Origin of the sequence: Mycobacterium gordonae (assembly GCF_002101675.1) — a bacterium.
GTDB classification, from domain to species: domain Bacteria; phylum Actinomycetota; class Actinomycetes; order Mycobacteriales; family Mycobacteriaceae; genus Mycobacterium; species Mycobacterium gordonae.
Map to the genome: position 1 here is coordinate 55,736 of NZ_LQOY01000081.1, position 26,942 is coordinate 82,677.

The 26,942-nt window shown below is 66.8% G+C and carries 22 protein-coding genes; 14 read left to right on the forward strand and 8 right to left on the reverse strand.

What is annotated here, in order from left to right; genetic code table 11:
• The first annotated feature begins 19 nt into the window (after positions 1 to 19).
• A complete protein-coding gene (locus AWC08_RS13315) occupies positions 20 to 430 on the forward strand; it encodes a PH domain-containing protein (protein WP_065136610.1) in 411 nt (136 codons plus the stop codon).
• Positions 431 to 448: 18 nt separating this feature from the next.
• On the opposite strand, the gene AWC08_RS13320 is transcribed toward AWC08_RS13315, so the two are convergent.
• Complete coding sequence (locus AWC08_RS13320) at positions 449 to 2,152, reverse strand: PecA family PE domain-processing aspartic protease (RefSeq protein ID WP_065136609.1); 1,704 nt, start codon at positions 2,150 to 2,152, stop codon at positions 449 to 451.
• Between the two features lie 203 nt (positions 2,153 to 2,355).
• On the opposite strand from AWC08_RS13320, the gene uvrC reads away from it, so the two are divergent.
• The 5 genes from uvrC (at position 2,356) to AWC08_RS13345 (ending at position 8,740) form a co-directional block, all read left to right on the forward strand.
• On the forward strand, positions 2,356 to 4,299 hold the full coding sequence (gene uvrC / locus AWC08_RS13325) for an excinuclease ABC subunit UvrC (RefSeq protein WP_069433889.1): 1,944 nt from the start codon (positions 2,356 to 2,358) through the stop codon (positions 4,297 to 4,299).
• Entirely contained in the window at positions 4,296 to 5,180 is an 885-nt protein-coding gene (rapZ, locus tag AWC08_RS13330) for an RNase adapter RapZ (protein ID WP_065135674.1), read from the forward strand. Before uvrC ends, rapZ begins: the two co-directional genes overlap by 4 nt.
• Positions 5,177 to 6,205, forward strand: coding sequence for a uridine diphosphate-N-acetylglucosamine-binding protein YvcK (yvcK, locus tag AWC08_RS13335; RefSeq protein WP_065135673.1), 1,029 nt, complete (start codon positions 5,177 to 5,179; stop codon positions 6,203 to 6,205). The genes rapZ and yvcK overlap by 4 nt, the downstream gene beginning before the upstream one ends.
• Positions 6,202 to 7,179 (forward strand): DNA-binding protein WhiA, encoded by a 978-nt coding sequence (gene whiA / locus AWC08_RS13340; protein ID WP_065135675.1) that lies wholly within the window; start codon positions 6,202 to 6,204, stop codon positions 7,177 to 7,179. Before yvcK ends, whiA begins: the two co-directional genes overlap by 4 nt.
• Before the next feature lie 178 nt (positions 7,180 to 7,357).
• Positions 7,358 to 8,740, forward strand: a complete 1,383-nt coding sequence (locus tag AWC08_RS13345) for a WS/DGAT/MGAT family O-acyltransferase (protein WP_065131898.1) — start codon at positions 7,358 to 7,360, stop codon at positions 8,738 to 8,740.
• A gap of 3 nt (positions 8,741 to 8,743) precedes the next feature.
• Here the strand turns inward: AWC08_RS13345 and AWC08_RS13350 are convergent, their stop codons facing one another.
• From AWC08_RS13350 to AWC08_RS13360, 3 genes are read right to left on the reverse strand one after another with little or no spacing between them, the layout of a single operon-like run.
• Positions 8,744 to 10,015 (reverse strand): alpha/beta hydrolase, encoded by a 1,272-nt coding sequence (locus AWC08_RS13350; protein ID WP_069433890.1) that lies wholly within the window; start codon positions 10,013 to 10,015, stop codon positions 8,744 to 8,746.
• Entirely contained in the window at positions 10,012 to 11,634 is a 1,623-nt protein-coding gene (fadD12, locus tag AWC08_RS13355) for an acyl-CoA ligase FadD12 (protein ID WP_069433891.1), read from the reverse strand. The genes AWC08_RS13350 and fadD12 overlap by 4 nt, the downstream gene beginning before the upstream one ends.
• A 3-nt stretch (positions 11,635 to 11,637) precedes the next feature.
• The gene (locus tag AWC08_RS13360) at positions 11,638 to 12,393 is read right to left on the reverse strand and encodes a 1-acyl-sn-glycerol-3-phosphate acyltransferase (protein ID WP_065133655.1); all 756 of its coding nucleotides are present in this window, start codon (positions 12,391 to 12,393) and stop codon (positions 11,638 to 11,640) included.
• A 266-nt stretch (positions 12,394 to 12,659) separates the two neighbouring features.
• Here AWC08_RS13360 and AWC08_RS13365 point away from each other — a divergent pair, with 266 nt between their 5' ends.
• The 4 genes from AWC08_RS13365 to AWC08_RS13380 all read left to right on the forward strand — a co-directional run bounded on the left by AWC08_RS13365 (position 12,660) and on the right by AWC08_RS13380 (position 17,590).
• On the forward strand, positions 12,660 to 13,865 hold the full coding sequence (locus tag AWC08_RS13365) for a PucR family transcriptional regulator (protein WP_065133656.1): 1,206 nt from the start codon (positions 12,660 to 12,662) through the stop codon (positions 13,863 to 13,865).
• 89 nt (positions 13,866 to 13,954) lie between these two features.
• Entirely contained in the window at positions 13,955 to 14,284 is a 330-nt protein-coding gene (locus tag AWC08_RS13370) for a hypothetical protein (RefSeq protein WP_065133642.1), read from the forward strand.
• Positions 14,285 to 14,402: 118 nt separating this feature from the next.
• Entirely contained in the window at positions 14,403 to 16,160 is a 1,758-nt protein-coding gene (locus AWC08_RS13375; RefSeq protein ID WP_069433892.1) for a DUF3556 domain-containing protein, read from the forward strand.
• Positions 16,157 to 17,590: a phytoene desaturase family protein gene (locus AWC08_RS13380; RefSeq protein WP_065133644.1), complete on the forward strand. Its 1,434-nt coding sequence runs from the start codon at positions 16,157 to 16,159 to the stop codon at positions 17,588 to 17,590. The genes AWC08_RS13375 and AWC08_RS13380 overlap by 4 nt, the downstream gene beginning before the upstream one ends.
• Before the next feature lie 21 nt (positions 17,591 to 17,611).
• Here AWC08_RS13380 and AWC08_RS39620 read toward each other — a convergent pair whose 3' ends face one another.
• Positions 17,612 to 18,079, reverse strand: a complete 468-nt coding sequence (locus AWC08_RS39620) for a hypothetical protein (protein WP_372513523.1) — start codon at positions 18,077 to 18,079, stop codon at positions 17,612 to 17,614.
• 702 nt (positions 18,080 to 18,781) lie between these two features.
• On the opposite strand from AWC08_RS39620, the gene gap reads away from it, so the two are divergent.
• The 3 genes from gap to tpiA are packed head-to-tail and all read left to right on the forward strand — an operon-like array spanning position 18,782 to position 21,824.
• Positions 18,782 to 19,801 carry a type I glyceraldehyde-3-phosphate dehydrogenase gene (gap, locus tag AWC08_RS13390; RefSeq protein ID WP_065133645.1) on the forward strand — a complete coding sequence of 340 codons (1,020 nt, stop codon included), beginning with the start codon at positions 18,782 to 18,784 and terminating at the stop codon, positions 19,799 to 19,801.
• A 2-nt stretch (positions 19,802 to 19,803) separates the two neighbouring features.
• On the forward strand, positions 19,804 to 21,042 hold the full coding sequence (locus AWC08_RS13395; protein ID WP_065133646.1) for a phosphoglycerate kinase: 1,239 nt from the start codon (positions 19,804 to 19,806) through the stop codon (positions 21,040 to 21,042).
• Positions 21,039 to 21,824 carry a triose-phosphate isomerase gene (gene tpiA / locus AWC08_RS13400; protein WP_065133647.1) on the forward strand — a complete coding sequence of 262 codons (786 nt, stop codon included), beginning with the start codon at positions 21,039 to 21,041 and terminating at the stop codon, positions 21,822 to 21,824. Before AWC08_RS13395 ends, tpiA begins: the two co-directional genes overlap by 4 nt.
• 64 nt (positions 21,825 to 21,888) lie before the next feature.
• On the opposite strand, the gene AWC08_RS13405 is transcribed toward tpiA, so the two are convergent.
• From AWC08_RS13405 to AWC08_RS13415, 3 genes are all read right to left on the reverse strand, one after another.
• A complete protein-coding gene (locus AWC08_RS13405; protein WP_065133658.1) occupies positions 21,889 to 22,377 on the reverse strand; it encodes a hypothetical protein in 489 nt (162 codons plus the stop codon).
• A gap of 296 nt (positions 22,378 to 22,673) precedes the next feature.
• Positions 22,674 to 22,907: a preprotein translocase subunit SecG gene (gene secG, locus AWC08_RS13410; RefSeq protein WP_065133648.1), complete on the reverse strand. Its 234-nt coding sequence runs from the start codon at positions 22,905 to 22,907 to the stop codon at positions 22,674 to 22,676.
• A 42-nt stretch (positions 22,908 to 22,949) separates the two neighbouring features.
• Positions 22,950 to 23,996: a S1C family serine protease gene (locus AWC08_RS13415; protein WP_065133649.1), complete on the reverse strand. Its 1,047-nt coding sequence runs from the start codon at positions 23,994 to 23,996 to the stop codon at positions 22,950 to 22,952.
• A gap of 110 nt (positions 23,997 to 24,106) precedes the next feature.
• On the opposite strand from AWC08_RS13415, the gene ppc reads away from it, so the two are divergent.
• Positions 24,107 to 26,914 (forward strand): phosphoenolpyruvate carboxylase, encoded by a 2,808-nt coding sequence (gene ppc / locus AWC08_RS13420; RefSeq protein ID WP_069434897.1) that lies wholly within the window; start codon positions 24,107 to 24,109, stop codon positions 26,912 to 26,914.
• Positions 26,915 to 26,942: the final 28 nt, after the last annotated feature.

Genomic DNA, 26,942 nt, shown 5'->3' on the forward strand with positions numbered 1-26,942 from the left:
CCGCGCCCACCTGACCCCGATGTTCGCCTACGCCGCGGCGGTGGTGCTCGTGGTGGCCCACATCGCAATCGGCGTGGTGCTCAAGATCGGCTCCAGCGGCGTGGTCTTCCAGACCGCCGACCAGGTGGCGATGGCTGTGCTGGGAGTGGTTCTGGCGGGCCTGGCGCTGCTGTTCACCCGCCCCCGGCTGCGCGTCGGCGCGGCCGGGCTCTCGGTGCGTAATGTCTTCAGCGACAAGCTGATCCCGTGGGGAGACGTGGTCGGGGTGTCCTTCCCGGTGGGCAGCCGCTGGGCCCGGGTGGATTTGCCCGACGACGAATACATCCCCATCATGGCGATCCAGGCGGTGGACAAGGAGCGGGCCGTGCACGCGATGGACGCCGTGCGCGAGCAGCTGGCCCGCTACCGGCCGGACCTGCACGCGCACTGAGGGCGGCCGGCGAAACGCTCAGCTGTTGTAGAAGATCGTTCCCGACGGTGTGCCGTAGGAGAAATAGATCGGCATCAGTTCAAAGGGCGTGTTGCCGGTATTCATACTCAAGAATCCGACGCGCGGCGCGTCGGCGGCCGCGCCGACGGTCTGCTGATAGAGCAACACCCCGGCCTCGTTGTAGAACGTCAGGTGGGTGCCCGCCGGCACCACTCCGTTGACAGCCCCGGTCCCCAGGTAAAACGGCAGGAGACCCGTCAGACCGCCGGTATCGACGATTGCGCCGAAGACGGGTAACGGAAAGCCCCCGTTGACGCTCACCGACAGATTGGTGATCGGGGCACCACTCGAGACGGCAAACGCGGTGCCCGGGTTGGCGCCGAACTGAACGAGTCCCGCGGGCTCGTTGATCAGCATTCCCTGGCTCAATGTGCCCGGAAGCGCCTCTACCGGAGCGGCAATGGGTGAACCGCCCAACTGGGTGGCTCCGACGCCCAGCACCGGCACCCCCGCCGACGCCGGGAGAATGGTGGTGACGCCGTTGACTGTCTGCATGACGGAAGTGATCACGCCAATCTTGGTGGGCGCGGTGATGATTCCATTTCCGAAGTTCACCGTCGTCGTATACGTGTTGTAGGTCTCGGTGATCTGATTGCTGGGGTCGCCGTAGGTGATGACGTAGCCGGAATCGACGATCGGGCCGAGAGAGGTGAAGTTCACGTTCTGCGGGGGGACGATCAGGCCTTCCGACCCGGTGTCGAGGACCACTTGAGAAACCGGCCCACCACCGATGGACACGGTCACGTACGGCCGATGTAGCTGGTAATCCACGGTCACCGGAATGGCCGGTGCGCCGCCCGTGGCACCGGTGGCGCCGGGCGCGCCCAACGTGGCAGCGCCCCCGGCGCCGCCTGGGCCGCCCGCGACCCCGCCCGGACCGCCGGAAACGCCACCGGTGCCGCCCGTGCCGCCATCTCCGATCAGCCACCCGCCACGGCCGCCGACACCGCCGGCGCCGCCCAGTGCCCCTCCCAGGCCGCCGGTTCCGCCGGCGCCGAACAACAGCGCGGAGCCGCCGGTGCCGCCGACGCTGAAAGGACCACCGATGCCGCCGGTTCCTCCGTTGCCGTAGAGCCACCCGCCCGTGCCGCCGATCCCGCCGGCGGCACCGAAGCCGCCCATGCCGCCGGTGCCGCCGGTGCCCAGCAATCCGGCCGGACCACCGGCGCCGCCGACAACACCGACCGCGATGCTGTCACCGCCCCGGCCGCCGTTTCCGATCAGCAGGCCGCCGCCGCCACCGGGCGTTCCGACACCCTGCGCGTTCGTCGTCCCGCTGGCGCCATCCCCGATCAACGGCCGTCCGAGAAGCACATTGGTGGGCAGATTGACGACGTCGAGCAGCCCCTGCTCGATGCTCTGCGCCGACAGATCACTCGCGGCCGCGGCCTCGGCAGCCGCGTAGTGGGTCGCGGCCGCGTTCAACGCACGGGCAAAATCGGTCTGGAACGCCACCGCCCGGGCGCTGAGCAACTGGTACTGCTGCGCGTATCCGGAGAACAGGTCGGAGATCGCCGCGGACACTTCGTCACCGGCCGCGGCCAGCACCTCGGTGGTGGAAGCGGCCGCTGCCTGATTGGCCCGGCGAAGCAGCGATTCGATGCCGTCGACGTCGGCGGCTGCCCCCGCCAGCAATCCTGGCCCGACAGCGATAAACGACATCTGACCCCCCACGAGTCCCCGTGCCTGCCCCCGTTGGCAACTACCAAAATAGTGAATGGATGCGCGCTTCGCTGGTGTTTCACTTGTGTTTGCGCCGGTGTCTTGAGCCGCTGCCCCGGGTGATCCTGGCCGCGGCACCCCACGGGCTGCGGGCGCCGATCCCTATGCCCCGCCGCGATCCCGGCGACCACTAGCCTGGATGCGTGCCAGATCCCGCCACCTACCGCCCCGCGCCCGGGTCCATCCCGGTCGAGCCGGGCGTCTACCGGTTCCGGGATGCCCACGGCCGGGTCATCTACGTGGGGAAGGCCAAGAGCCTGCGCAGCCGGCTGACGTCGTACTTCGCCGACGTCGCCGGACTGCATCCGCGTACCCGGCAGATGGTGACCACCGCGGCCAAGGTCGAGTGGACGGTGGTCACCACCGAGGTCGAGGCGCTCCAGCTGGAATACAACTGGATCAAGGAGTTCGACCCGCGCTTCAACGTCCGCTACCGCGACGACAAGTCCTACCCCGTACTGGCCGTCACCCTCAACGAGGAATACCCGCGGTTGATGGTCTATCGCGGACCGCGGCGCAAGGGGGTGCGGTACTTCGGGCCCTACTCCCACGCCTGGGCGATCCGCGAGACACTGGACCTGCTTACCCGGGTGTTCCCGGCCCGCACCTGCTCCAACGGAGTCTTCAAGCGCCACAATCAGATCGACCGGCCCTGCCTGCTCGGTTACATCGACAAATGCTCCGCGCCGTGTGTCGGGCGGGTCAGCGCCGAGCAGCACCGCCAGATCGTGGGAGATTTTTGCGACTTCCTGTCCGGCAAGACCGAGCGCTTCGCGCGCGAACTTGAGCAACAGATGCACGCGGCATCCGGCGACCTGGACTTCGAACGGGCGGCCCGGCTCAGAGACGACCTGGGCGCGCTGCGGCGGGCGATGGAGAAGCAGGCCGTGGTGTTCGGGGACGGTACCGACGCCGACGTGGTCGCCTTCGCCGACGACGACCTCGAGGCCGCGGTACAGGTCTTCCATGTCCGCGGCGGACGGGTTCGAGGTCAGCGCGGCTGGATCGTCGAAAAGTCCGCCGATCCGGGTGATTCCGGTGCCGAACAACTGGTCGAACAATTCCTGACCCAGTTCTACGGCGAACAGGCCGAATTGGGAGGTGCCGCCGACGAAGCCGCCAACCCGGTGCCGCGTGAGGTGCTGGTGCCGTGCCTGCCGTCTAATCACGACGAGCTGGCCAGTTGGCTGTCCGGCCTGCGCGGCGCCAAGGTGAGATTGCGGGTGCCCCGCCGGGGTGACAAGAAGGCGCTCGCCGAGACGGTGGAGCGCAACGCGAAAGAGGCGCTGCAGCAACACAAGCTGAAGCGGGCCGGTGACTTCAATGCCAGATCGGCTGCGCTGCAGAACATTCAGGATGCGCTGGGGTTGGCCGAGGCCCCGTTGCGCATCGAGTGTGTCGACATCAGCCACGTGCAGGGCACCGACGTCGTCGGGTCGCTGGTGGTCTTCGAGGACGGCCTGCCGCGCAAATCCGACTACCGGCACTTCGGCATCCGCGAGGCCGCGGGGGAGGGGCGCTCGGACGATGTGGCGTCCATCGCCGAGGTGACGCGGCGCCGGTTCCTGCGCCATCTGAGCGACCAGAGCGACCCGAATATGCTGTCCGCGGAAGGCAAGTCGCGCCGTTTCGCCTATCCGCCCAACCTCTACGTGGTGGACGGTGGCGCGCCGCAGGTCAACGCGGCCAGCGCCGTGCTGGAGGAGTTGGGCATCACCGATGTCGCCGTGATCGGTCTGGCCAAGCGGCTGGAAGAGATCTGGGTGCCCGCAGAGCCGGACCCTGTCATCATGCCCCGCAACAGCGAGGGCCTGTATCTGCTGCAGCGGGTGCGTGACGAAGCGCACCGCTTTGCCATCGCCTACCATCGCAGCAAGCGATCCAAGCGAATGACGGCCTCAGCGCTGGACTCCGTGCCTGGATTGGGCGAGCACCGGCGCAAGGCACTGGTCACCCACTTCGGATCGATAGCCCGCCTCAAGGAGGCCACCGTCGACCAGATCACCGCCGTTCCGGGTATCGGAGTGGCCACCGCCACGGCCGTCCTCGAGGCGTTACGGCCCGACGCGACGGGAGCTTCGGAATGACGAACAGTGACACCTCCGCGGGCATCGATGTCGTTCTGGTGACCGGCTTGTCGGGGGCCGGACGCGGTACCGCCGCCAAGGTGCTCGAGGACCTCGGCTGGTATGTCGCGGATAATCTGCCGCCCCAGTTGATCACCCGTATGGTGGATTTCGGTTTGGCCGCCGGATCACGGATCACGCAGCTCGCGGTGGTCATGGATGTGCGGTCCCGCGGGTTCACCGGGGACCTGGACGAGGTGCGCAACGAACTGGCCACCCGCAACATCACGCCTCGGGTGGTGTTCATGGAGGCCTCCGACGACATGCTGGTCCGCCGCTACGAGAACAACCGCCGCAGCCATCCGCTGCAGGGCCAGCAGACGCTGGCCGAAGGCATCGCCGCCGAGCGCCGGATGCTGGCTCCGGTGCGGGCCACCGCCGACCTGATCATCGACACCTCGACCCTGTCGGTGCGCAGCTTGCGGGAGAGCATCGAGCGCGCCTTCGGCGGCAATGGCGGCGCGACCACCAGCGTCACGGTCGAGTCCTTCGGTTTCAAGTACGGCCTGCCGATGGATGCCGACATGGTGATGGACGTCCGGTTCCTGCCCAACCCGCACTGGGTGGACGAGCTGCGCCCGCTGACCGGTCAGCACGAACCGGTACGCGACTACGTGCTGAGCCAACCCGGCGCGGCGGAGTTTCTCGAGACTTACCATCGGTTGCTGGCGCTCGTGGTCGACGGCTACCGGCGGGAGGGAAAGCGCTATATGACGGTCGCCATCGGCTGCACCGGCGGCAAGCACCGCAGCGTGGCGATCGCCGAGGCGCTGATGGGTCTGTTGCGGTCGGATCCGCAGTTGACGGTACGGGCGCTGCACCGGGATCTGGGTCGCGAATGACCGACAACATCGTCGCGTTGGGCGGCGGCCACGGGCTGTATGCGACGCTGTCCGCGGCGCGTCGGCTGACCCCGCACGTCACCGCCATCGTGACCGTCGCCGATGACGGCGGTTCCTCGGGGCGGCTGCGCGGCGAGCTGGACGTGGTACCGCCCGGTGACTTGCGAATGGCGTTGGCGGCGTTGGCATCCGACAGCCCGCACGGCCGGTTGTGGGCGACAATCCTGCAACACCGGTTCGGCGGCAGCGGAGCACTGGCCGGCCACCCGATCGGAAATCTGCTGCTGGCCGGAATCTCCGAGCTGCTGGCCGACCCCGTGGCGGCCCTCGACGAGATCGGCCGCATCCTCGGTGTCAAAGGCCGGGTGCTGCCGATGTGCCCGATCGCCCTGCAAATCGAGGCCGACGTCTCCGGTCTGGAATCCGATCCGCGCATGTTCCGGGTGATCCGGGGTCAGGTCGCCATCGCCTCGACGCCGGGCAAGGTGCGCCGGGTGCGGTTGTTGCCCGCCGACCCGCCCGCGACCCGCCAGGCCGTCGACGCCATCATGTCGGCCGAATTGGTGGTGCTGGGCCCGGGTTCCTGGTTCACCAGCGTGATCCCACACGTCATGGTGCCGGGGCTGCACCAGGCGTTGCAGGCCACCGAGGCCCGCAAAGCGCTGGTGCTCAATCTCGTCGCCGAACCCGGTGAGACGGCGGGTTTCTCGGTGGAACGCCACCTGCACGTGCTGGCCCAACATGCGCCGGGATTCACCGTGGACGACATCATCATCGATGCCGAACGAGTACCCAGCGACCGGGAGCGCGACCAACTGCGGCGCACCGCGACCCTGCTGCAGGCCGAGGTGCACTTCGCCGACGTGGCCCGACCTGGTACACCTTTACATGACCCGGGCAAGCTGGCGGCAGCATTGGGCGGGGTGCGCGTGCGGGACAGGGATCCGGCGGCGCCCGCGGTGAAGGCCACAGAAGAGATACCGATCGACGGTGTACGACCGAGGGGTGACGACGCGTGGCGATGACGACTGAAGTCAAGGACGAGCTGAGCCGTCTGGTGGTCAAGTCGGTCAGCGCGCGGCGCGCGGAGGTCACGTCCCTGCTGCGGTTCGCCGGGGGCTTGCACATCGTGGCCGGGCGCGTGGTCGTCGAGGCCGAGGTCGATCTGGGCAGCATCGCGCGGCGGTTGCGCAAGGACATCTTCGACCTGTACGGCTACAACGCGGTGGTGCATGTGTTGTCGGCCAGCGGAATCCGCAAGAACACTCGGTACGTGTTGCGGGTGGCCAGCGACGGCGAAGCGCTGGCCCGGCAAACCGGTCTGCTCGATATGCGCGGACGTCCGGTACGCGGCCTGCCCGCGCAGGTCGTCGGCGGCAGCATCGCCGACGCCGAAGCCGCCTGGCGGGGAGCTTTTCTGGCGCACGGGTCGTTGACCGAACCCGGCCGGTCCTCGGCGCTGGAGGTGAGCTGCCCCGGCCCGGAGGCGGCGCTGGCGCTCGTCGGTGCGGCGCGACGGCTCGGGGTCAGCGCCAAGGCCCGCGAGGTGCGCGGCGCCGACCGGGTGGTGGTGCGCGACGGCGAGGCGATCGGCGCCCTGCTTACCCGGATGGGCGCCCAGGACACCCGGCTGGTCTGGGAGGAGCGCCGGCTGCGCCGTGAGGTTCGCGCTACGGCCAATCGGCTGGCCAATTTCGACGATGCCAACCTGCGCCGCTCGGCACGGGCCGCCGTGGCCGCCGCCGCCCGGGTGGAACGCGCCTTGGAGATACTCGGCGACACGGTGCCCGACCACTTGGCCACCGCCGGTCAGTTGCGCGTCGAACACCGGCAGGCGTCGCTGGAAGAACTGGGCCGGCTGGCCGACCCGCCGATGACGAAAGATGCTGTGGCAGGCCGTATTCGGCGGTTATTGTCGATGGCCGACCGCAAGGCGAAAGTGGAAGGGATTCCCGACACCGAGTCCGCGGTTACCCCCGACCTGCTCGAAGACGCCTAGTTGGGCCGAGCAGGGCGGCACCTTGCGCGAGCAGACGCAAAGGCCCCTGAAACGGCACGTATTTAGGGGTTTTTGCGTCTGCTCGCACTCGGGGGTGGCCCCCAGCCCGCCCTAACTGGTCTGCGGTGTGAGAAAGAAGTATTGGCTTCGGAAGGTGGCTGCGGGCTACGGTCGTGGGATGAAACGGCTCTCGAGTGTTGATGCGGCTTTCTGGTCTGCCGAGACCGCCGGCTGGCACATGCATGTGGGTGCGCTGGCGATCTGTGATCCCAGAAAGGCGCCCGACTACAGTTTCCAGCGCCTGCGCGAACTGCTCATCGAGCGGCTGCCCGAAATCCCGCAACTGCGCTGGCGGGTGACCGGCTCCCCGCTGGGGCTGGACCGGCCGTGGTTCGTCGAGGACGAGGAACTCGACATCGACTTTCACGTCCGGCGCATCGGGGTGCCGGCGCCGGGTGGCCGACGCGAACTCGAGGAGCTCGTCGGCAGGCTGATGTCCTACAAGTTGGACCGCTCTCGCCCGCTGTGGGAACTGTGGGTCATCGAAGGGGTCGAAGGCGGCCGCATCGCCACCTTGACGAAGATGCACCACGCCATCGTCGACGGCGTCTCGGGCGCCGGACTGGGTGAGATCCTGCTGGACATCACCCCCGAACCTCGCGCGCCGCAGAAGGAAACGGTGGGATTCGTCGGCTTCACCATCCCCGGCCTGGAGCGGCGGGCGCTGGGGGCGCTGATCAACGTCGGCATCATGACACCGTTCCGCATCGCCCGGCTGCTGGAGCAGACCGTGCGTCAGCAGATCGCGGCGCTGGGGGTGGGCGCGCGCCCGCCGCGCTACTTCGAGGCACCAAAGACCCGCTTCAACGCGCAGGTGTCGCCGCACCGGCGCATCACCGGCTGCCGCGTGGAACTGGAACGGGTGAAGGCCGTCAAAGACGCCTTCGGCGTCAAGCTCAACGACGTGGTGCTCGCGCTGGTGGCCGGCGCGGCGCGGGAATATCTGCAGAAGCGCGACGAGCTGCCCTACAAGCCCTTGATCGCCCAGATCCCGGTATCCACCCGCACCGAGGAGAACAAGTCCGACGTCGGCAACCAGATCAGTTCGATGACGGCATCGCTGGCCACCGACATCGACGACCCGGCTGAACGGCTCAAGGCCATCCACGAGAGCACGCAGAACGCCAAGGAAATGGCGAAAGCGCTGTCTGCGCACCAGATTATGGGCCTGACCGAGACCACGCCGCCCGGGCTGCTACAGCTGGCCGCACGGGCCTATACCGCCAGTGGCCTGTCACACAATTTCGCGCCGATCAACCTGGTCGTCTCCAACGTGCCCGGTCCGCCCATCCCGTTGTACATGGCCGGAGCCAAGCTGGACTCGTTGGTTCCGCTGGGGCCGCCGGTGATGGACGTCGCACTGAACATCACCTGCTTCTCCTACCAGAAGTACCTGGACTTCGGGTTCGTCACGACGCCGGAGGTGGCCAACGACATCGACGAGATGGCCGACGCCATCGAGCCGGCGCTGGCCGAGCTGGAGCGCGCCGCCGGACTGTAGTTTCTACCGGTCGTTGGAGTAGTTGGTCACGTAGACCCAGGACAGAAACCGGGCGACGGCCTCCGCGGCTTTGTTCGCGCGCGGCGAACCGAAGATGTCGAACGCGTGCTGGGCGTTGGGCAACTCGGCGTATGCCACCGGGGCCTTCGACACCGCACGCAGCTCTCCGACGAACTCCCGCGCCTCGGCCACCGGAATGAGGGAGTCGTCGGTTCCGTGCAGGACGAAGAACGGTGGCGCGTCCACATGCACGTACCGCAGCGGCGAGGCCTCTTCGTAGATGTCTCGGTGGGTGTCGAGTTTGTGCTTGACCACTAATCGTTCGAGCACCTGCACGAACTGCGCGCGTCCCGGGGCCTCGGTCGAATACCAGTCATAGCGACCGTAGAACGGGACGGCCGCCATCACCGACGTGTCGGCGTCTTCGAAGCCGGGCTGGAACTTGGGGTCGTTGGGGGTCAGTGCCGCCAGGGCTGTCAGGTGACCGCCGGCCGAACCACCGCTGAGCGCAACGAAATTCGGGTCCCCGCCGTAGGCGGCGATGTTCTCCTTGACCCACGCCAGCGCGCGCTTGACATCGACGATGTGGGCCGGCCAGGTGTGCCACGGCGAGACCCGGTAGTTCATCGACACACACACCCAGCCACGCGAAACCAGGTGACTCATCAACGGATACGCCTGCGGACGGCGCCACCCGATCATCCACGCTCCGCCCGGGATCTGAAGCAGCACAGGCGCTTTGCCATCCATCGGCAGGTCCTTGCGGCGCCAGACATCGGCCAGGTTGGCCCGCCCGTGGGGTCCGTAGGAGACGATGTTCTGCTTGTCGACGAAGCGGCGCCGCGCCACCGTCGTGCGCAGCGGCAGGTTGCGTCGTCCCCGCCGGGTCGGTTCGGTGGGCAGGGCCTTGAGCTGGTCGGTGTAGTCGGACCCCAGCTGCTCGGTCAGCCCAGCTTCGAGAATTGGCCCCGGAGTCGTTATCCCGCGGTAGCGGATGACGGCCAGGATCGCCCAGGACGCCGCTGTGAGCGTCAGCGCCACTTTTCCTTTGGCTCCGGCGAAGTCGCCCCGCCACCCGCGGCGCACGGCGTCCAGCGCGGACACCGACGCGTACAGGCCCGGTACCTCGGAGGTGGGCCAGCCGAACCAGAACACCGTCGGTGAGGCATACGGGTTGCGGGTGATCGGGCGTAATCCGTTGGCTGCGTTGACGAGTTCCACCGTTGCGCGGGTCAGCGGCCGCGGCCGGCGCAGTTGTCGAAGCAACCGGTTCATGAACCACTCACCCGGGCCTTGAGTTCATTGCGCAGGATCTTGCCGGTGCTGCCGCGGGGGAGCTCGTCGAGCACGGTGATCTCGCGGGGCACTTTGTAGTTGGCGAGGTTGTCCCGGACGTGCTGCTTGAGCGTCTCGACGGTTGCCGAGGCGCCCGGTTCGAGTACCACGAACGCCGACAAGCGTTGGCCGTACTGCTCGTCATCCACACCGATCACCGATGCCTCGGCCACCTCGGGGTGTGCCGCCAGCGTCTTCTCCACTTCGATCGGGTAGATGTTCTCCCCGCCCGAGACGATCATCTCGTCGTCGCGGCCGACCACGAACAGGCGGCCGTTCGCGTCGAGGTATCCCACGTCGCCCGACGACATGTAGCCGGCGTGGAAGTCCTTCGTGGTTCCGGACGTGTAGCCGTCGAACTGACTCCCGTTGTGCACGTAGATGGTGCCGACTTCACCGGTCGGCACTTCCTTGAAATCCGGATCCAGAATTCGGATCTGGGTGCCTTCGGCCGGCTTGCCCGCGGTATCCGGCGCCGCGCGCAAATCCGTGGGAGTGGCGGTCGCGATCATGCCCGCCTCGGTGGCGTTGTAGTTGTTGTAGATCACATCACCGAACTGGTCCATGAAGGCGATGACGACATCGGGGCGCATTCGCGAACCCGACGCAGCGGCAAACCGTAATGACTTGCAGCTGTACCGGTTTCGCACCTCCTCGGGCAACTCCATGATGCGGTCGAACATCACCGGCACCACCGCGAGTCCGGTCGCCCGGTGGCGGTCGATCAGCGCCAGCGTCGCTTCGGGATCGAACTTGCGCCGGGTGACCACCGTGCAAGCCAGCGAGGAGGCCAGCACCAGCTGGGAGAAACCCCACGCGTGAAACATCGGAGCGACGATCACGATCGGCTCTTCGGCCCGCCACGGCGTCCGGTCCAGCACACCCTTGAGCGTCTTGATCCCCCCGCTGCCGCCGGAATGCTTGGCGCCCTTGGGAGTTCCGGTGGTTCCGGAGGTGAGCAGGATCAGCTTGCCCTTGCCGCCGGTGCGCCGAGGACGCTGCCCGGCGTGGGCTTGGATGAGCTTCTCGACCGTCAGGTCGTGCGGCTCGTCGGCCCAGGCCACGATCCGCGTCGCGTTCGGCGCATCGGCGAGCGCCCGGTCTACCGTCGCGGTGAACTCTTCGTCGTACACGATCGCGTCGACACCCTCCCGGCTGACCACCTCAGCCAGCGCCGGACCGGCGAACGAGGTGTTGAGCAGCAGGACGTCGGCGCCGACCCTGTTCGCCGCCAACAGCGCATCGATGAAACCGCGGTGATTGCGGCACATGATGCCGACGACTTTGGGCGGTCCGCCCGGTCGGGCCTGTAACGCGGCAGCGAACGCGTCGCCGCGCTCGTCGAGCTGGCGCCATGTCAGGGTGCCGAGTTCGTCGATCAGGCCGGGGCGATTGGGACAGCGTTGCGCCGCACCGGCGAAGCCGGACGTGAAGCCGACGCCCTCGCGGGCCATCGCGGCGACCACCCGCACATAACGGTCGGGGCGCATCGGCGCGATCATGCCCGCGCGGACCAGCGTGGTGACCACACCACGTACCTCTTCGAGACGAGATGCCATGGCTCAGCCCACAATCGGGAATCGACGCTTGGCGGCGAGCTCGTCGAGCCCCTGTTGCATGACCGACCGAACATACTCGTCGACTTCGTCGACGTCGGGGTCATCGCCGAATTGCGCTGCGATGTCTATAGGTTTGAGCACCTGCATCTTGATCTTGGCCGGCAGCGGCACATTAGGCGGGATGGCGGCGCTGAACCCAAACGGGAATCCGAAGGAGAGCGGCAGGATGTCGCTGCGCAGCAACCGTTTGATGCCCAGATTCCTGGCCAGCCACGTACCGCGAGTGAGGTACAGCTGGGTCTCCTGGCCACCGATGCCCACCATGGGCACGATGGGAACTCCCGCCTCGATCGCGGTGCGGACGTATCCTTTGCGGCCGTTGAAGTCGATGACGTTCTCCACCGACGTCGGGCGGTAGGCGTCGTAGTCGCCACCTGGGAAGACGACGACCACGCCTCCGGAGCGCAGTGCCGCGGCCGCGTTCTCCCGGTTGGCCCGGATGTAGCCGGTCTTGCGGAAGAAGTCAGCCGTCGGACCCATGAACAGGATGTCGTGGCTCAGCGTCAGCACCGGCCGGTCATAGCCGAATTTGTCGTAAAAATCGGTGCTGAAGATCGGGACGTCCATCGGGAATTGACCACCGGAGTGGTTGGCGACGACGAGTGCACCACCAGGCGGGAACCCGTCGAGGCCATGGACCTCCGACCGGAAGTAGGTCTTGAGAATCGGCCGCATGACGCTGATCATGCGCCGGGTCATTCCCGGATCGAACTTCGCGATATCGCCGCGGTTCGGGTCGTCGTTGTCGTTGCTCACTGAGGCTCCCTTGCCGTCGAGTCCCTCAGATCGTAGCGACCACCCGCGCGGTTGTGTGCCGGCATGGTTGGTGAAACCGTCCCGTCCAAGCCGCCGAAGGTGCACAGTGTGCTTGGTTCCAGGTTCGCGCTGCTGGAGAAGGGACACCCGAGGTGACCGAAGCGGGAAATGCGGTGGGTTCCGGATGCGTTGCGTTGATCGCCCGCCAGATGGACGCAATCCGCGACGCGTTCACCGCCGAGTTGTTCGAGATGATGAAGGGCGAGATTCAGGGGCTCAAGCACGATCCTCGAATGATGGAGCTGTGGCGCGCGAGCCTCACCGAGAACTTCGTCGCGGCGGTGCACTACCTGGAACGGGACACGCCGACGGCGCTGCTCGAGGCGCCCGGCGCCGCGCTCGCGTATGCACGGGCGTCCGCGCAGCGCGACATCCCGCTGGCCCCACTGGTTCGGGCGCATCGCCTGGGGCACGCGCGATTCCTGGAAGTGGCGATGAAGTATGTGTCGCTCCTGGAGCCCAGACAGCAGGTGCCCACGCTCGTCGACCTGGTGAACCGTTCGGCCCGTGTCGTCGATCTGGTGGCCGACCAGATGATCCTGGCGTACGAGGAGGAGCACGACCGGTGGCTGAGCCGGCGTGGCGGCATGCAGCAGCACTGGGTCACCGAGGTGCTGGCGGGGACCCCCGTGGACGTGCAGCGCGCCGAGAAGGTGCTGCGCTACGGGCTTGACGGCCGGCACCTCGCGGCTGTGGTGTGGGTGGATGCCGCGGTTCCGCTTGACCAGGTGGTCGCGAGATTCGACGAGGTGCGCTGCCTGATGGCGGCCGAATTGGACGCGGCCGGCCGATCGCTGCTGGTGCCGACCGACGAACGCGAAGCGCGGCTGTGGTTCTCGGTCGGCGGTGCCGCCGACCTGTGCAGCATCCGAGGCGCATTCGAGTCCGCGAGCACCGGGGCGCGGGTGGCGTGCGGCCGGTTCGGCACTGGGCTGAGCGGTTTCCGGGCCTCGATGAAGCAGGCCGAGCTGGTCAAGGCGGTGGTCCTGGCCGGCGGAGACCGCCACCGCGTGCCGGTCGTCTGCTACGACGACGTGGCTCCGGTCGCACTGATGGCCGGTGACGTCGACGAGTTGCGCCGCTTCGTCGGCGACGTGCTGGGCGATCTCGCCGGCGCCGGCGAACGCAACGAATGGCTGCGCGAGACTTTGCGCGAATTCCTGGTCCGCAACCGCAGCTACGTCGCCACGGCAGAGGCAATGATTCTGCACCGCAACACAATTCAGTACCGGGTCGGGCAGGCAATGGAATTGTGCGGCCAGGACTTCGACGATCCCGACGCGGTGTTCAAGGTGCAGACCGCGCTCGAAGCTTGCCGGTGGATGGCGCCGGCCGTGCTGCGCGCACAAAAGTAGTCGACAGGTTCGGTTTTGGCGCATAAACCGGCTGCGGCCCTCGCGAGTTAGCGTTTGACCACGTCAAGCGCCAACCGAAAGAGGCAGACATGGACCGGCCCGCCGCCACCAGCAGCCAGGCCGATTGTGCGCTGCGACTGATCACGCAGATCTGCAAGCGAACCAACTTGCAGATGGACGTCTATCAGCGGGCGATCGCCGTCGCCGAAGAGCAGGGCCGTCCCGATCAGGCGCGTGATCTTCGGCGGTTTCTGGGGATGCAGTGTCAGGACCGAAAGCTCCTGCGCGAACTGCTCGACCGCAACCAGTCGGCGGGGGACCCAGCGGGCAAGCCATCCGGGTGTGATGAGGGGTCACGCGGATGGCGTTGCCGCTGGCGGAGTTCCCGGCGGACCCGGCCGTCCTCGACCAGACGATAGGCGAAAAACGATGGACCGCAACAATTTCCGAAAATGCCTACGGTAGGTCTACAAGTCGGTCGGGTGGTGCCGATACATTGGACTGGCCAGACAGATTCCTCCTGGAACGAGGCCAGCCATGGGATTCATCTCACCGGACCTGCCCGATGTCGATCATGACACCTGGCTAGAGCTGCCACGGGCGACGCGGCTACAGGTCGTCACCCGGCACTGGGCGGAAAACGGGTTCGGCACGCCGTACGCGGTGTACTTGCTGTACCTACTCAAGATCGGCCTTTACGTCGCGGCTCCGGCGGCGATCATCTCGCTGACTCGCGGTCTGGGCGGACTCGGCCACATCGCCGACTGGTGGACGCAACCGATCGTGTACCAGAAGGTCATCATCTTCACCCTGCTCTTCGAGGTACTCGGCCTGGGTTGCGGGTCCGGGCCGCTCACGGGGCGCTTCATGCCCCCGATCGGCGGTGTTCTGTACTGGTTGCGGCCCAACACAATTCGTTTGCCAGCCTGGCCCGATAAGGTCCCCTTCACGCGCGGCGATTCGCGCAGCATCATCGATGTCGCGCTCTACGCGATCGTGCTGGGCAGCGCGGTGTGGGCGTTGTTGTCACCAGGGCATGGCGGACCGGTGACCGGCGCCGGCGACGTCGGCCTGATCGACCCGGTTCTGGTGATTCCGACGATCGTCGCGCTGGCGTTGCTGGGTCTGCGCGACAAGACCGTCTTCCTGGCCGCGCGCGGGGAACACTACTGGCTGAAGCTGTTCGTTTTCTTCTTCCCGTTCACCGACCAGATCGCGGCCTTCAAGATCATCATGCTCTTCCTGTGGTGGGGCGCCGCGACTTCCAAGCTCAACCATCACTTCCCCTACGTGGTGGCGGTGATGACGAGCAACAATGCGCTACTGCGCAGCAGGCTGTTCCGCCCGCTCAAGCACCTGCTCTATCGCGACCACGTCAACGATTTGCGCCCGACCTGGTTACCGAAGTTGATGGCCCACGTCGGCGGCACCACAGCGGAATTCATCGTTCCCACGGTGCTGGTCTTCTTCGCCGGGGATCACCCGTGGCGGTGGTTCCTGATCGGGTTCATGGTCATCTTCCACCTCAACATCCTGTCCAACCTCCCGATGGGGGTTCCGTTGGAGTGGAACGTGTTCTTCATCTTCTCGCTGTTCTATCTGTTCGGACACTACGGCGCGATCCGTGCCACCGATCTCAGATCCCCGCTGCTGCTGGCCCTCATCGCGATCGCCGTGGCCATCGTCATCGCGGGAAACATGTTCCCCGAGAAGATTTCATTCTTGCCGGCGATGCGCTACTACGCCGGCAACTGGGCCACCAGCACCTGGTGTTTCCGCGCTGGCGCCGAGGACAAGATCGAAGCCAACGTGGTGAAAAGCTCTGCGCTGGTTGTCAATCAGCTCACCAAGCTATACGGCGCGGCGACCGCCGAGGTGATGTCGGACAAGGTCGGCGCCTTCCGCGCCATGCACACCCATGGGCGCGCGCTTAACGGCCTACTGCCCCGGGCGATCGAGAACGAAGCCGACTACCGCGTGCGAGACGGCGAGATCGTGGCCGGACCACTGGTCGGGTGGAACTTCGGAGAAGGCCACCTGCACAACGAGCAACTGTTGGAGGCGCTCCAGCGGCGGTGCAACTTCGAAGACGGGGACGTCCGCGTCATCGTGCTGGAGGGTCAGCCGATCCACCTTCAGAAGCAGTGGTACCGAATCGTCGACGCCAAGACCGGGTTGATCGAATCCGGCTACGTCGACGTCAGCGAGATGCTGAGTCGCCAACCCTGGCCCGAGCCGGGCGACGAATTTCCGGTGCACGTCACGACGCAGCCCGTCGTCCACGGCACCTCATGACCGGGGCTTCGAAGAATAAAGCCGTCATCGTCGGCGCCGGGCCCAACGGTCTGGCCGCGGCGATCCACCTGGCCCGGCAGGGCATCGACGTGCATGTGTTGGAAGCCCAGGACACCATCGGCGGGGGAGTGCGCTCGGGCGAACTGACGGTGCCCGGCGTCATTCACGACCACTGCTCGGCTTTCCATCCCCTGGGTGTCGGATCGCCGTTCTGGAAGGAGATCCAGCTCGAGAGTTACGGGCTGGCCTGGAAATGGCCGGAGGCCGACTGCGCTCACCCGCTCGATGACGGATCTGCCGGAATGCTGTACCAGTCCGTGGCCAAGACGGCCAACGGACTGGGCGCCGACCGGCGGCGCTGGCGTGCGGCCGTCGGCGGACTTGCCAAAGGCTTCGACGACCTGGCCGATGACCTGCTGCGCCCCGTCATCAACATTCCGCGGCATCCGGTTCGCCTCGCGCTGTTCGGACCACGCGCGGTGTTGCCGGCCACCGCTGTGGCCGGCTACTTCCGCACCGAGAAGGCACGCGCTCTCTACGGTGGTGCGGCCGCACACGCGTTCACCCGGCTCGACCGTCCGCTGACCGCCTCACTGGGATTGATGATCCTGGCCAGCGGACACCGCTACGGCTGGCCGGTCGCCGAAGGCGGATCGGGGGCGATCACCAGGGCCCTGGGCGCGGCCCTGGAGGCCGAAGGGGGACGGGTCACCACCGGAGTGAAGGTCACCAGTCGTCGCGACATTCCGAACGCCGACATCGTCATGCTCGACCTGAGCCCTGCCCAGGTTCTGGCGATCTACGGCGACGCCATGCCCACCCGCATCAAACGGTCCTACCGCCGCTATCGCGAGGGGTCCTCGGCGTTCAAAGTCGACTTCGCCATCGAAGGCGACATCCCGTGGACGAATCCGGACTGCGCCCGAGCGGGCACCGTGCATCTCGGCGGCAGCTTCGAGGAGATCGCCGACACCGAACGCCGTCGCGCGCAAGGCACCATGGTGGAGCGCCCGTTCGTGCTGCTGGGGCAGCAGTACCTTGCCGACCGGTCCCGTTCTGCGGGCAACATCAACCCGATCTACGCCTACGCGCACGTGCCGTTCGGCTATACCGGTGACGCGACCGCGGCGATTGTCGGCCAGATCGAGCGGTTCGCCCCCGGGTTCCGCGACCGCATCGTCGCCACCGTGAGTACCAGCACCGCCGAACTCGAGGCGCGCAACGCCACGTACATCGGCGGCGACATCATCGGCGGCGCCAACGACAAGCTGCAGATCCTGTTTCGGCCGCGCATCGCGGTCGATCCCTATCGGATCGGCGTGCCGGGGGTTTTCCTGTGCTCACAGTCCGCACCGCCGGGAGCCGGAATTCACGGACTGTGCGGTTACCACGCCGCCGAATCAGCGTTGCGGTGGTTGCGCACGGCTTGACCTGACCGTCCTCTTCAGACGTCACCCGTTGGGGCCGGGGAGGACCGGCTGGCCGGCCACCGGTCCACCCGCGGGCGCCGGCCCAGTGGGTGCGCCCTTGCCGGTCCCGGACATGGTGGTGATGGGAGCGCCAACCGGTGCGCCGGCCGGCACGGGTGCGCCGACAGGGACAGGTCCGGCGACCGGGACAGGTGCGCCGATGGGGACGGGTGCGCCGACCGGCACCGGTGCGCCGATGGGGACGGGTGCGCCGACCGGCACCGGTGCGCCGATGGGGACGGGTGCGCCGACCGGCACGGGTGCGCCGATGGGGACGGGTGCGCCGATGGGTACGGGCGCGCCGATGGGCACGGGCGCACCTACCGGGACCGGCGCGCCGACCGGCACCGGAGCCGCGATCGGACCGGGTACCACCACTGGCGCGACCGCCGGCACGGCAGCCGCGCCCACCGGCCCAGGCACCACTACGGGCGCACCCACACCCGACATGCCGGTGATAGGAGCGCTCGCCGCGCCGCAGTTCTCCACTGGCGTTGTTCCGGCCGCGGGTGCTGGTCCACCGGCGGGGGCCGCCGGTCCGCCGGCCGGCGCTCCACCGGCACCGGCTGCCCCACCACCGGCACCGGCGCCACCTCCCGCTGCTGCGGGGCCGCCGTAAGCGCAGCATGCCGGGGCTCCGGCCGTGCCCGCGCCTGCCGCGCCGGCTCCGGGGGCTCCCGCTCCGGGGGCACCAGCTGCGGGGACCCCGGCGCCGGGGACTCCGGCGGGGACGCCGTCGGCGGTGCCCGACATTCCCTGGATGCACGCGTGGCCGCCCGTTTTCAGCGGTACCGCTGCCGCGATCGGGCTCAGCGACAATGCGGCGCCGCACACCCCTGCGGCGGCAGCAATCACCTTGAGGTTGAATCGATCGAAGATCGTCATCAACGTCAACTCCTTCATTCGCGCTCCAGCAGATCCGTCTGGCCGCTCCGGACGACCGGCTTGATTGTTAGACGCCGATGCAACAGACAAACCGCGCCGCACCGTGCCGTATCCAAATGGTGACGTTCGGGAACGTTTAGCCCCAGCCACATGTTGTGATCGTTAAATCACAACGGCCGCCACCGGTCAGGCCGCACCGCGGTTTAGGCACTGATCTAGGCTGATCACGAGCGCTTACCAGCGGACACAAGGGATGAGGAGAGACACGTGACGGTCCGAGTTGGCATCAACGGCTTTGGTCGAATCGGACGCAACTTCTACCGGGCCCTTCTGGCTCAGCAGGAGCAGGGCACCGCGGACCTCGAGGTGGTAGCCGTCAACGACATCACCGACAACCACACCCTGGCGCATCTGTTGAAGTTCGACTCGATCCTGGGACGGCTGCCCTATGACGTGAGCTTGGAGGGGGAGGACACCATCGTGGTGGGCCCGGCCAAGATCAAGGCGCTGGCCGTGCGGGAAGGGCCGGCCGCACTGCCTTGGGGAGACCTCGGGGTGGACGTGGTGGTCGAGTCCACCGGGCTGTTCACCAACGCCGCCAAGGCCAAAGGCCACCTCGATGCCGGAGCTAAAAAGGTGATCATCTCCGCCCCGGCCACCGATGAGGACATCACCATCGTGCTGGGAGTCAACGACGACAAGTACGACGGCAGCCAGAACATCATCTCCAACGCGTCGTGCACCACCAACTGCCTGGGCCCGATCGCCAAGGTCCTCAACGACGAGTTCGGCATTGTCAAGGGCCTGATGACCACCATCCACGCGTACACCCAGGACCAGAACCTTCAAGACGGCCCGCACAAGGACTTGCGCCGGGCGCGGGCGGCGGCGCTGAACATCGTGCCCACCTCGACCGGGGCGGCCAAGGCCATCGGGCTGGTGTTGCCCGAACTCAAGGGCAAGCTCGACGGGTATGCGTTGCGGGTGCCGATCCCGACCGGTTCGGTGACCGACCTGACCGCCGAGCTGGCCAAACCTGGCACCGCCGAGCAGATCAACGCCGCGATGAAGGCTGCCGCCGACGGGCCGATGAAGGGCATCCTGAAGTACTACGACGCCCCGATCGTCTCCAGCGACATCGTCACCGATCCGCACAGCTCCATCTTCGACTCCGGACTGACCAAGGTCATCGACAACCAGGCCAAGGTCGTTTCCTGGTACGACAACGAATGGGGCTACTCCAACCGCCTCATCGACCTGGTCAAGCTCGTCGGCAAGTCGCTCTAGCCGTGGCCGTCCCGAATCTGAAAAACCTGCTCGCCGAGGGTGTTTCGGGCCGCGGCGTGCTGGTGCGCTCCGATCTGAACGTGCCGCTCGACGAGGACGGCAACATCACCGACGCCGGACGGATCACGGCCTCGGTGCCGACGTTGAAGGCACTGCTGGATGCTGGCGCCAAGGTGGTCGTCACCGCTCACCTCGGCCGGCCGAAGGACGGTCCGGACCCGAAGTACTCGCTGGCGCCGGTGGCCGCGGCGCTCGGCGAACAGCTCGGCCGGCACGTGCAGCTGGCCGGGGATGTCGTGGGCACCGATGCGCTGGCCCGTGCCGAGGGACTCACCGACGGGGACATCCTGTTGCTGGAAAACATCCGCTTCGACAAGCGCGAAACCAGCAAGGACGACGACGAACGCCGCGCTCTGGCCAAGCAACTGGCCGAATTGGTCTGGCCTGGTGGCGCTTTCGTGTCGGACGGCTTCGGCGTGGTGCACCGCAAGCAGGCCTCGGTGTACGACATCGCCACCTTGCTGCCGCACTACGCGGGCACCCTGGTCGCTGACGAGATCAAGGTGCTGCAGCAGTTGACCAGCTCCACCGAACGGCCGTACGCGGTGGTCCTGGGCGGATCGAAGGTGTCGGACAAGCTCGGCGTCATCGAGTCACTGGCCACCAAGGCCGACAGCATTGTGATCGGTGGCGGAATGTGTTTCACATTCCTTGCAGCACAGGGCTATTCGGTGGGTAAGTCGCTCCTCGAAGAGGACATGGTCGACACCTGCAGCAGACTGCTGGAGACCTATCACGACGTGTTGCGGCTGCCGGTGGACATCGTGGTGACCGAGAACTTCGCCGCCGATTCGCCGCCGCAGACCGTGCCCGCCAACGAGATCCCCGATGATCTGCTGGGTCTGGACATCGGCCCGGGGTCGGTCAAGCGGTTCACCACGTTGCTGTCCAACGCCAGAACCGTCTTCTGGAACGGACCGATGGGCGTCTTCGAGTTCCCGACTTACGCCGAGGGCACCCGGGGCGTCGCCGAGGCGATCGTCACGGCGACCGGCAAAGGCGCGTTCAGCGTGGTCGGCGGCGGCGACTCCGCTGCTGCGGTGCGCGCCCTGAAAATTCCAGAAGACGCGTTCTCGCACATATCCACCGGCGGCGGCGCGTCGCTGGAATACCTTGAGGGCAAATCACTTCCGGGCATCGAGGTGCTTGGTGAGCCCCAGCCGACCGGAGGTGACTCGTGAGCCGCAAGCCGTTGATCGCCGGCAACTGGAAGATGAACCTGAATCACTTCGAGGCGATCGCGCTGGTGCAGAAGATCGCTTTCTCGTTGCCGGACAAGTATTTCGACAAGGTCGACGTCACCGTCATCCCGCCGTTCACCGACCTGCGCAGCGTGCAGACGCTGGTCGACGGCGACAAACTGCGGCTGACCTACGGCGCACAGGACCTCTCGCAGCACGACTCGGGTGCCTACACCGGTGAGATCAGCGGGGCGTTCCTGGCCAAGCTGGGTTGCACCTTCGTTGTGGTGGGCCACTCCGAGCGCCGCACCTACCACAACGAGGACGACGCGTTGGTGGCCGCCAAGGCCGCGGCCGCGCTCAAGCACGAGCTGACCCCGATCGTCTGCATCGGCGAGCACCTTGAAGTCCGCGAAGCCGGAAACCACGTGTCGCACAACATCGAACAGCTGCGGGGCTCGCTGGCCGGCCTCTCGGCCGAGCAGATCGCCAAGGTCGTCATCGCCTACGAGCCGGTCTGGGCGATCGGCACCGGCCGGGTGGCCAGCTCGGCCGACGCTCAGGAGGTATGCGCGGCGATCCGAGAGGAACTCGCGACGCTCGCCTCGCCGCAGATCGCCCAGTCGGTGCGGGTGCTCTACGGCGGCTCGATGAACGCGAAGAACGTCGGCGACCTGGTCGCTCAGGACGATATCGACGGCGGTCTGGTCGGCGGGGCGTCGCTGGACGGGGAGCAGTTCGCGACGCTGGCGGCTATTGCTGCCGGGGGACCGCTGCCCTGATCACGGCCCGTCGTGATTCGGGCGTGGCCCGATCACGTTGCCTTCCGGTGCACGGTAGGGATTGTCAGGGCAGAATGCCGACCATGCGCAGCACGAGTAATAGTGGCATCAATATGAAGAAAAACGCGAATATCGCCGCCGTCGCGATAGTGGCGCCGACATTGTTGTATTTCTGTGGCGGTGGACCGAGCGAACCGAAGCCGTAAGCCCATATCGGGACTTTATATTCAAGTTCGACCAGGTGGCCGGCGGGGACGTCGACGTCGGTGTACGCCGGGCCCGCCTGCGGCGGCAACCAGTACTCGACATGCACTTCTACGCGATGCGGGCCGGGTCGGGTGGGCACCACATTTCGACCCCACTTGGCCGGCGGGGCGGGATACCCATCGACCAGTATCTTCGGCTTGAACAGGGCCATCGTGATCGCGGGGGGAAAGTAACGGGCGGTGACCGCGATGCCCTGGCCCGGCGGCGGGGGATACCCAGAGTGGTGCTGAGTTGACGGGTGCGGCGGATTCGGGGCGTTGGGCCCCGGCTGCCAGGGATCGCTCATGGCGGTCAACCATAATTCATCGCTCGCGGCATACCAATAGTCCCACTGCGCCAATTTCTGGCGCCGGTCAGCACGGCGATTGCGGGTGCGCTGGAGCGCAAAAGAATGAATGCAATGCCCGATTCAGGACCTTCCGAGATTTCACCTGGGGAACGAAAGCTCACAATTGTGCATGATTTGAATTGCGTGAATTGTTGACCCGCGCAGTAGTCGATCTTCGCCTGTGCAGCTGACCGCCGCTAAAGGTTCGGTCGACGCACCAGCGACCCCGTCAGGCCCGCAGGCTCATGACGCGTCTAGCGGTACTTGATCAGCAGGGCCATGCCGACGATGGACACCAGCCAGATACCCACGATGAACAGCGTCAGCCGGTCCAGGTTCTTCTCCACGACCGTCGACCCGGACAGGCTCGACTGCACGCCGCCACCGAACAGCGTCGACAGGCCGCCACCCTTGGCGCGGTGCAGCAGCACCAGCAACACCACCAGCACGCTGGTGACCACCAGGGTGATCTGTAGAGCCAATTCCATAACGGGCAGCCTACCGAACGTGCGGCACAGGCCGGCGATGGGTCAGTTGGGAGGCCCGTCGGCAAGCGTCACCGGCACGGTGTGGCTGACACGCTGACCGTCGACATAGGTCACCGAGACGGTGTCACCGGGATGATGCCGGTCGACCAGGTCGGTCAGCGCGGTTGCGTCGGCAAGGCGTGTGCCGTCAACCGCGGTGATGGTGTCACCGCTTCCCAGACCAGCCGCCTCGGCGGGGGATCCGCCCAGCACGCCGGTGACGGGAACGCCCGCGGGTCCCCCGTTGGTGACCGCGACGCCCAGGATGCCGGTCGGCCCGACGTGCACCGATCCCGCGGAATTGCCGGCGCGGATCGAGTCGGCTATCGGCAAGGCGCGGTTGGTCGGAATCGCGAAGCCGCCGGTACTGGTCATCTGGTAGGTCTCCGAAGCGGCGGTGACAATGCCGACGACCTGGCCGTTGCGGTCAACCAAGGGTCCGCCGGAATCTCCTGGCCGGACGTTCGCGCCGAATTCGATCAGGCCGGAGAGCTGCTCACTGCTTCCGGTGAGTTGGTCGTTGGCAACGATCGTTTGGTTCAGTGCTTTCACATTGCCCGATGCGGGGGTCAATCCCGCGCCCTCCGGGAATCCGACGGCCGTGACCGGGTCGCCGACCCGCACGCTCGACGAGTCGGCGGTGGGAGCTACCGGCAGACCGGCGGCGCCGCGGAGCTGCAACACGGCGATGTCGTTTTTCCGGTCGTAGCCGATCACGTCCGCCGGGTAGACCTGTCCGTTGCCGGTATTCGTGACCGTGATCGTGGCGGCGCCGCGGATGACGTGATTGTTGGTCAGCACGACACCGTCCGGGCTCAGCACGACGCCCGTGCCGGTGCCAACCGCGCGTTGAGCGGGGATTGCGGTGTCGATGCGCACGACGCCCGGCTCTACCCGAGTGGTATCCACCACCAGACCCGGTGCCAACTTCACATCGGCCGACGCCGGGTGCGCGGCGTTCAGTCCAGCCGTCCCAAGGACGAGTATCAGCACCAGCGAAAGGATCCAATGCCAGGCTGATACGAGTGGGCGACTTCTGGTTTCGGGCATGCGGCCTTTTACCCGGGTCCCGGCCGCTCAAACTCGCCGCCGTTCGCCCCGGTCGGGCCGCACCCGTGCCCAAATGGCCGACTCGAGGGTCTGCACCGATACTTAGACACATGGTTGAGGTGACCGATACCGCCCTAGACCCGATCGGCGACGTCCATCGCACCAAGCTGGGGCGTGAGGCGACCGAGCCGATGCGGGCCGACATCCGGATGCTGGGCGCCATCCTCGGTGACACCGTGCGCGAGCAGAACGGTGAAGAAGTGTTCGACCTCGTCGAACGTGCGCGGGTGGAATCGTTTCGGGTGCGGCGCTCGGAGATCGACCGCACTGAGGTGTCCCGCATGTTCGACGGCATCGATATTCACCAGGCCATTCCGGTCATCCGGGCGTTCACCCATTTCGCGTTGCTGGCCAACGTCGCCGAGGACATCCACCGCGAACGCCGCCGCAGCATTCACGTCACCGCAGGAGAGCCGCCCCAGGACAGCAGCCTGGCCGCCACCTACGCGAAACTCGACCGCGCCGAACTGGATTCGACCACGGTCGCCAAAGCCCTCGAAGGGGCGCTGGTCGCCCCGGTGATCACCGCCCACCCCACCGAGACCAGGCGACGCACCGTCTTCGTCACCCAGCACCGGATCACCGAGCTGATGCGCCTGCACGCCGAGGGGCACACCCAGACCGACAGCGGCCGCAGCATCGAAACCGAATTGCGCCGCCAGATTCTCACCTTGTGGCAGACCGCGATCATCCGGCTGTCCCGGCTGCAGATCAGCGACGAGATTGCCGCGGGCCTGCGCTATTACCCGGCCTCGTTCTTCGAGGTGCTGCCCAAAGTCAACGCCGAGGTGCGCGAGGCGCTGCGCGCGCGCTGGCCCGACGCTGACCTGCTGTCGGGACCGATGTTGCAGCCGGGTTCCTGGATCGGGGGGGACCGTGACGGAAACCCGAATGTCACCGCCGACGTGGTCCGCCTGGCCACCGGCAGCGCCGCCTACACGGCACTGTCCCACTACCTGGCCGAACTCGACCAGCTCGAGCAGGAATTGTCGATGTCGTCGCGGCTGCTCACGGTGACCCCGGAGCTCGCCGAACTGGCCGAAGGGTGTCAGGACAAGGCGCGCGACGACGAACCCTACCGGCGGGCGTTGCGCGTGATCCGTTCCCGGCTGAGCGCGACGGCCGGCGAAATCCTCGACGAGCAGCCGCAGCACCTACTCGACCTCGGGCTGCCGGCATACGCCACGCCCGCCGAATTGCGCGCCGACCTCGACACCATCGACGCCTCACTGCGCACGCACGGCAGCGCGGTGCTGGCCGACGACCGGCTGGCGTTGCTGCGAGAAGGCGTGCACGTATTCGGTTTCCATTTGTCCGCCCTGGACCTTCGGCAGAACTCCGACGTGCACGAGGAGGTGGTCGCCGAACTGCTGGCATGGTCGGGGGTGCATCCCGATTACGCCTCGCTGTCCGAAGACGAACGCGTCGAGTTGCTGGTCACTGAGCTCGGCACCCGCCGCCCGCTGGTGAGCCCGGGGGCGAAGCTGTCCGAACTGGCGCGCAAAGAACTCGACATCATCGGTGCCGCTACCTTCGCGGTCCAAACTTACGGTCCCGCAGCCGTTCCCAACTACGTCATCTCGATGTGCCGGTCGGTGTCGGACGTGCTCGAGGCGGCCATTCTGATGAAAGAGGCCGGGCTGCTGGACGCTTCGGGAGACGAGCCCTACTGTCCGGTCGGGATTTCGCCGCTGTTCGAGACCATCGACGACCTGCACAACGGCGCGGCGATTCTGCAGGCGATGCTTGATCTTCCGCTCTACCGCGCCATGGTGGCCGCCCGCGGCGACATGCAGGAAGTCATGCTCGGATACTCCGATTCGAACAAGGACGGCGGGTACCTGGCCGCCAACTGGGCGGTCTACCGCGCCGAGCTGGCCCTGGTCGACGCCGCTCGCAAAGGCGGAATTCGGTTGCGGCTCTTCCATGGTCGCGGCGGTACGGTGGGCCGCGGCGGCGGCCCCAGCTACCAGGCGATCCTGGCCCAGCCTCCGGGGGCGGTGAACGGATCGCTGCGGCTCACCGAGCAGGGCGAGGTGATCGCCGCCAAGTACGCCGAACCGCAGACGGCCCGGCGCAACCTGGAAAGTCTGTTGGCCGCGACGCTGGAGTCCACGCTGCTCGACGTCGAAGGCTTGGGTGACGCGGCCGAGCCGGCTTACGCGGTGCTCGACGAGATCGCCACCCTGGCGCAGCGCGCATACGCCGAATTAGTCCATGACACACCGGGGTTCGTCGAGTATTTCAAAGCATCCACCCCAGTCAGTGAAATCGGGTCGCTGAATATCGGTAGCCGGCCGTCGTCCCGCAAACCGACGCAATCGATCTCGGACCTGCGGGCCATCCCGTGGGTGCTGGCGTGGAGCCAGTCGCGGGTGATGCTGCCGGGCTGGTATGGCACCGGAATGGCGTTCGAGCAATGGATCGGCGCGGGACCGGAAAGCGAAGAGGACCGGTTGGGGGTGCTGCACGAGCTGTACCAGCGCTGGCCGTTCTTCCGCAGCGTCTTGTCCAACATGGCGCAGGTGCTGGCCAAGAGTGATCTCGGGCTGGCCGCCCGCTACTCGGAGTTGGTGGACGACGAGGCCTTGCGCAGCAGGGTTTTCGACAAGATCGTCGACGAGCACCATCGCACCATCGCGATGTACAAGCGCATCACCGGCCAGGAGGACCTACTCGCCGACAACCCTGCGCTGGCGCGTTCGGTGTTCAACCGGTTCCCTTATCTAGAGCCGTTGAACCACTTGCAGGTGGAGCTGCTGCGTCGCTACCGCTCCGGTGAGGATGACGAGTTGGTGCAGCGCGGCATCCTGCTGACCATGAACGGTCTGGCGAGCGCGTTACGTAACAGCGGATAGCGGGCAATCCCTTCAGGCGAAGGGAGCC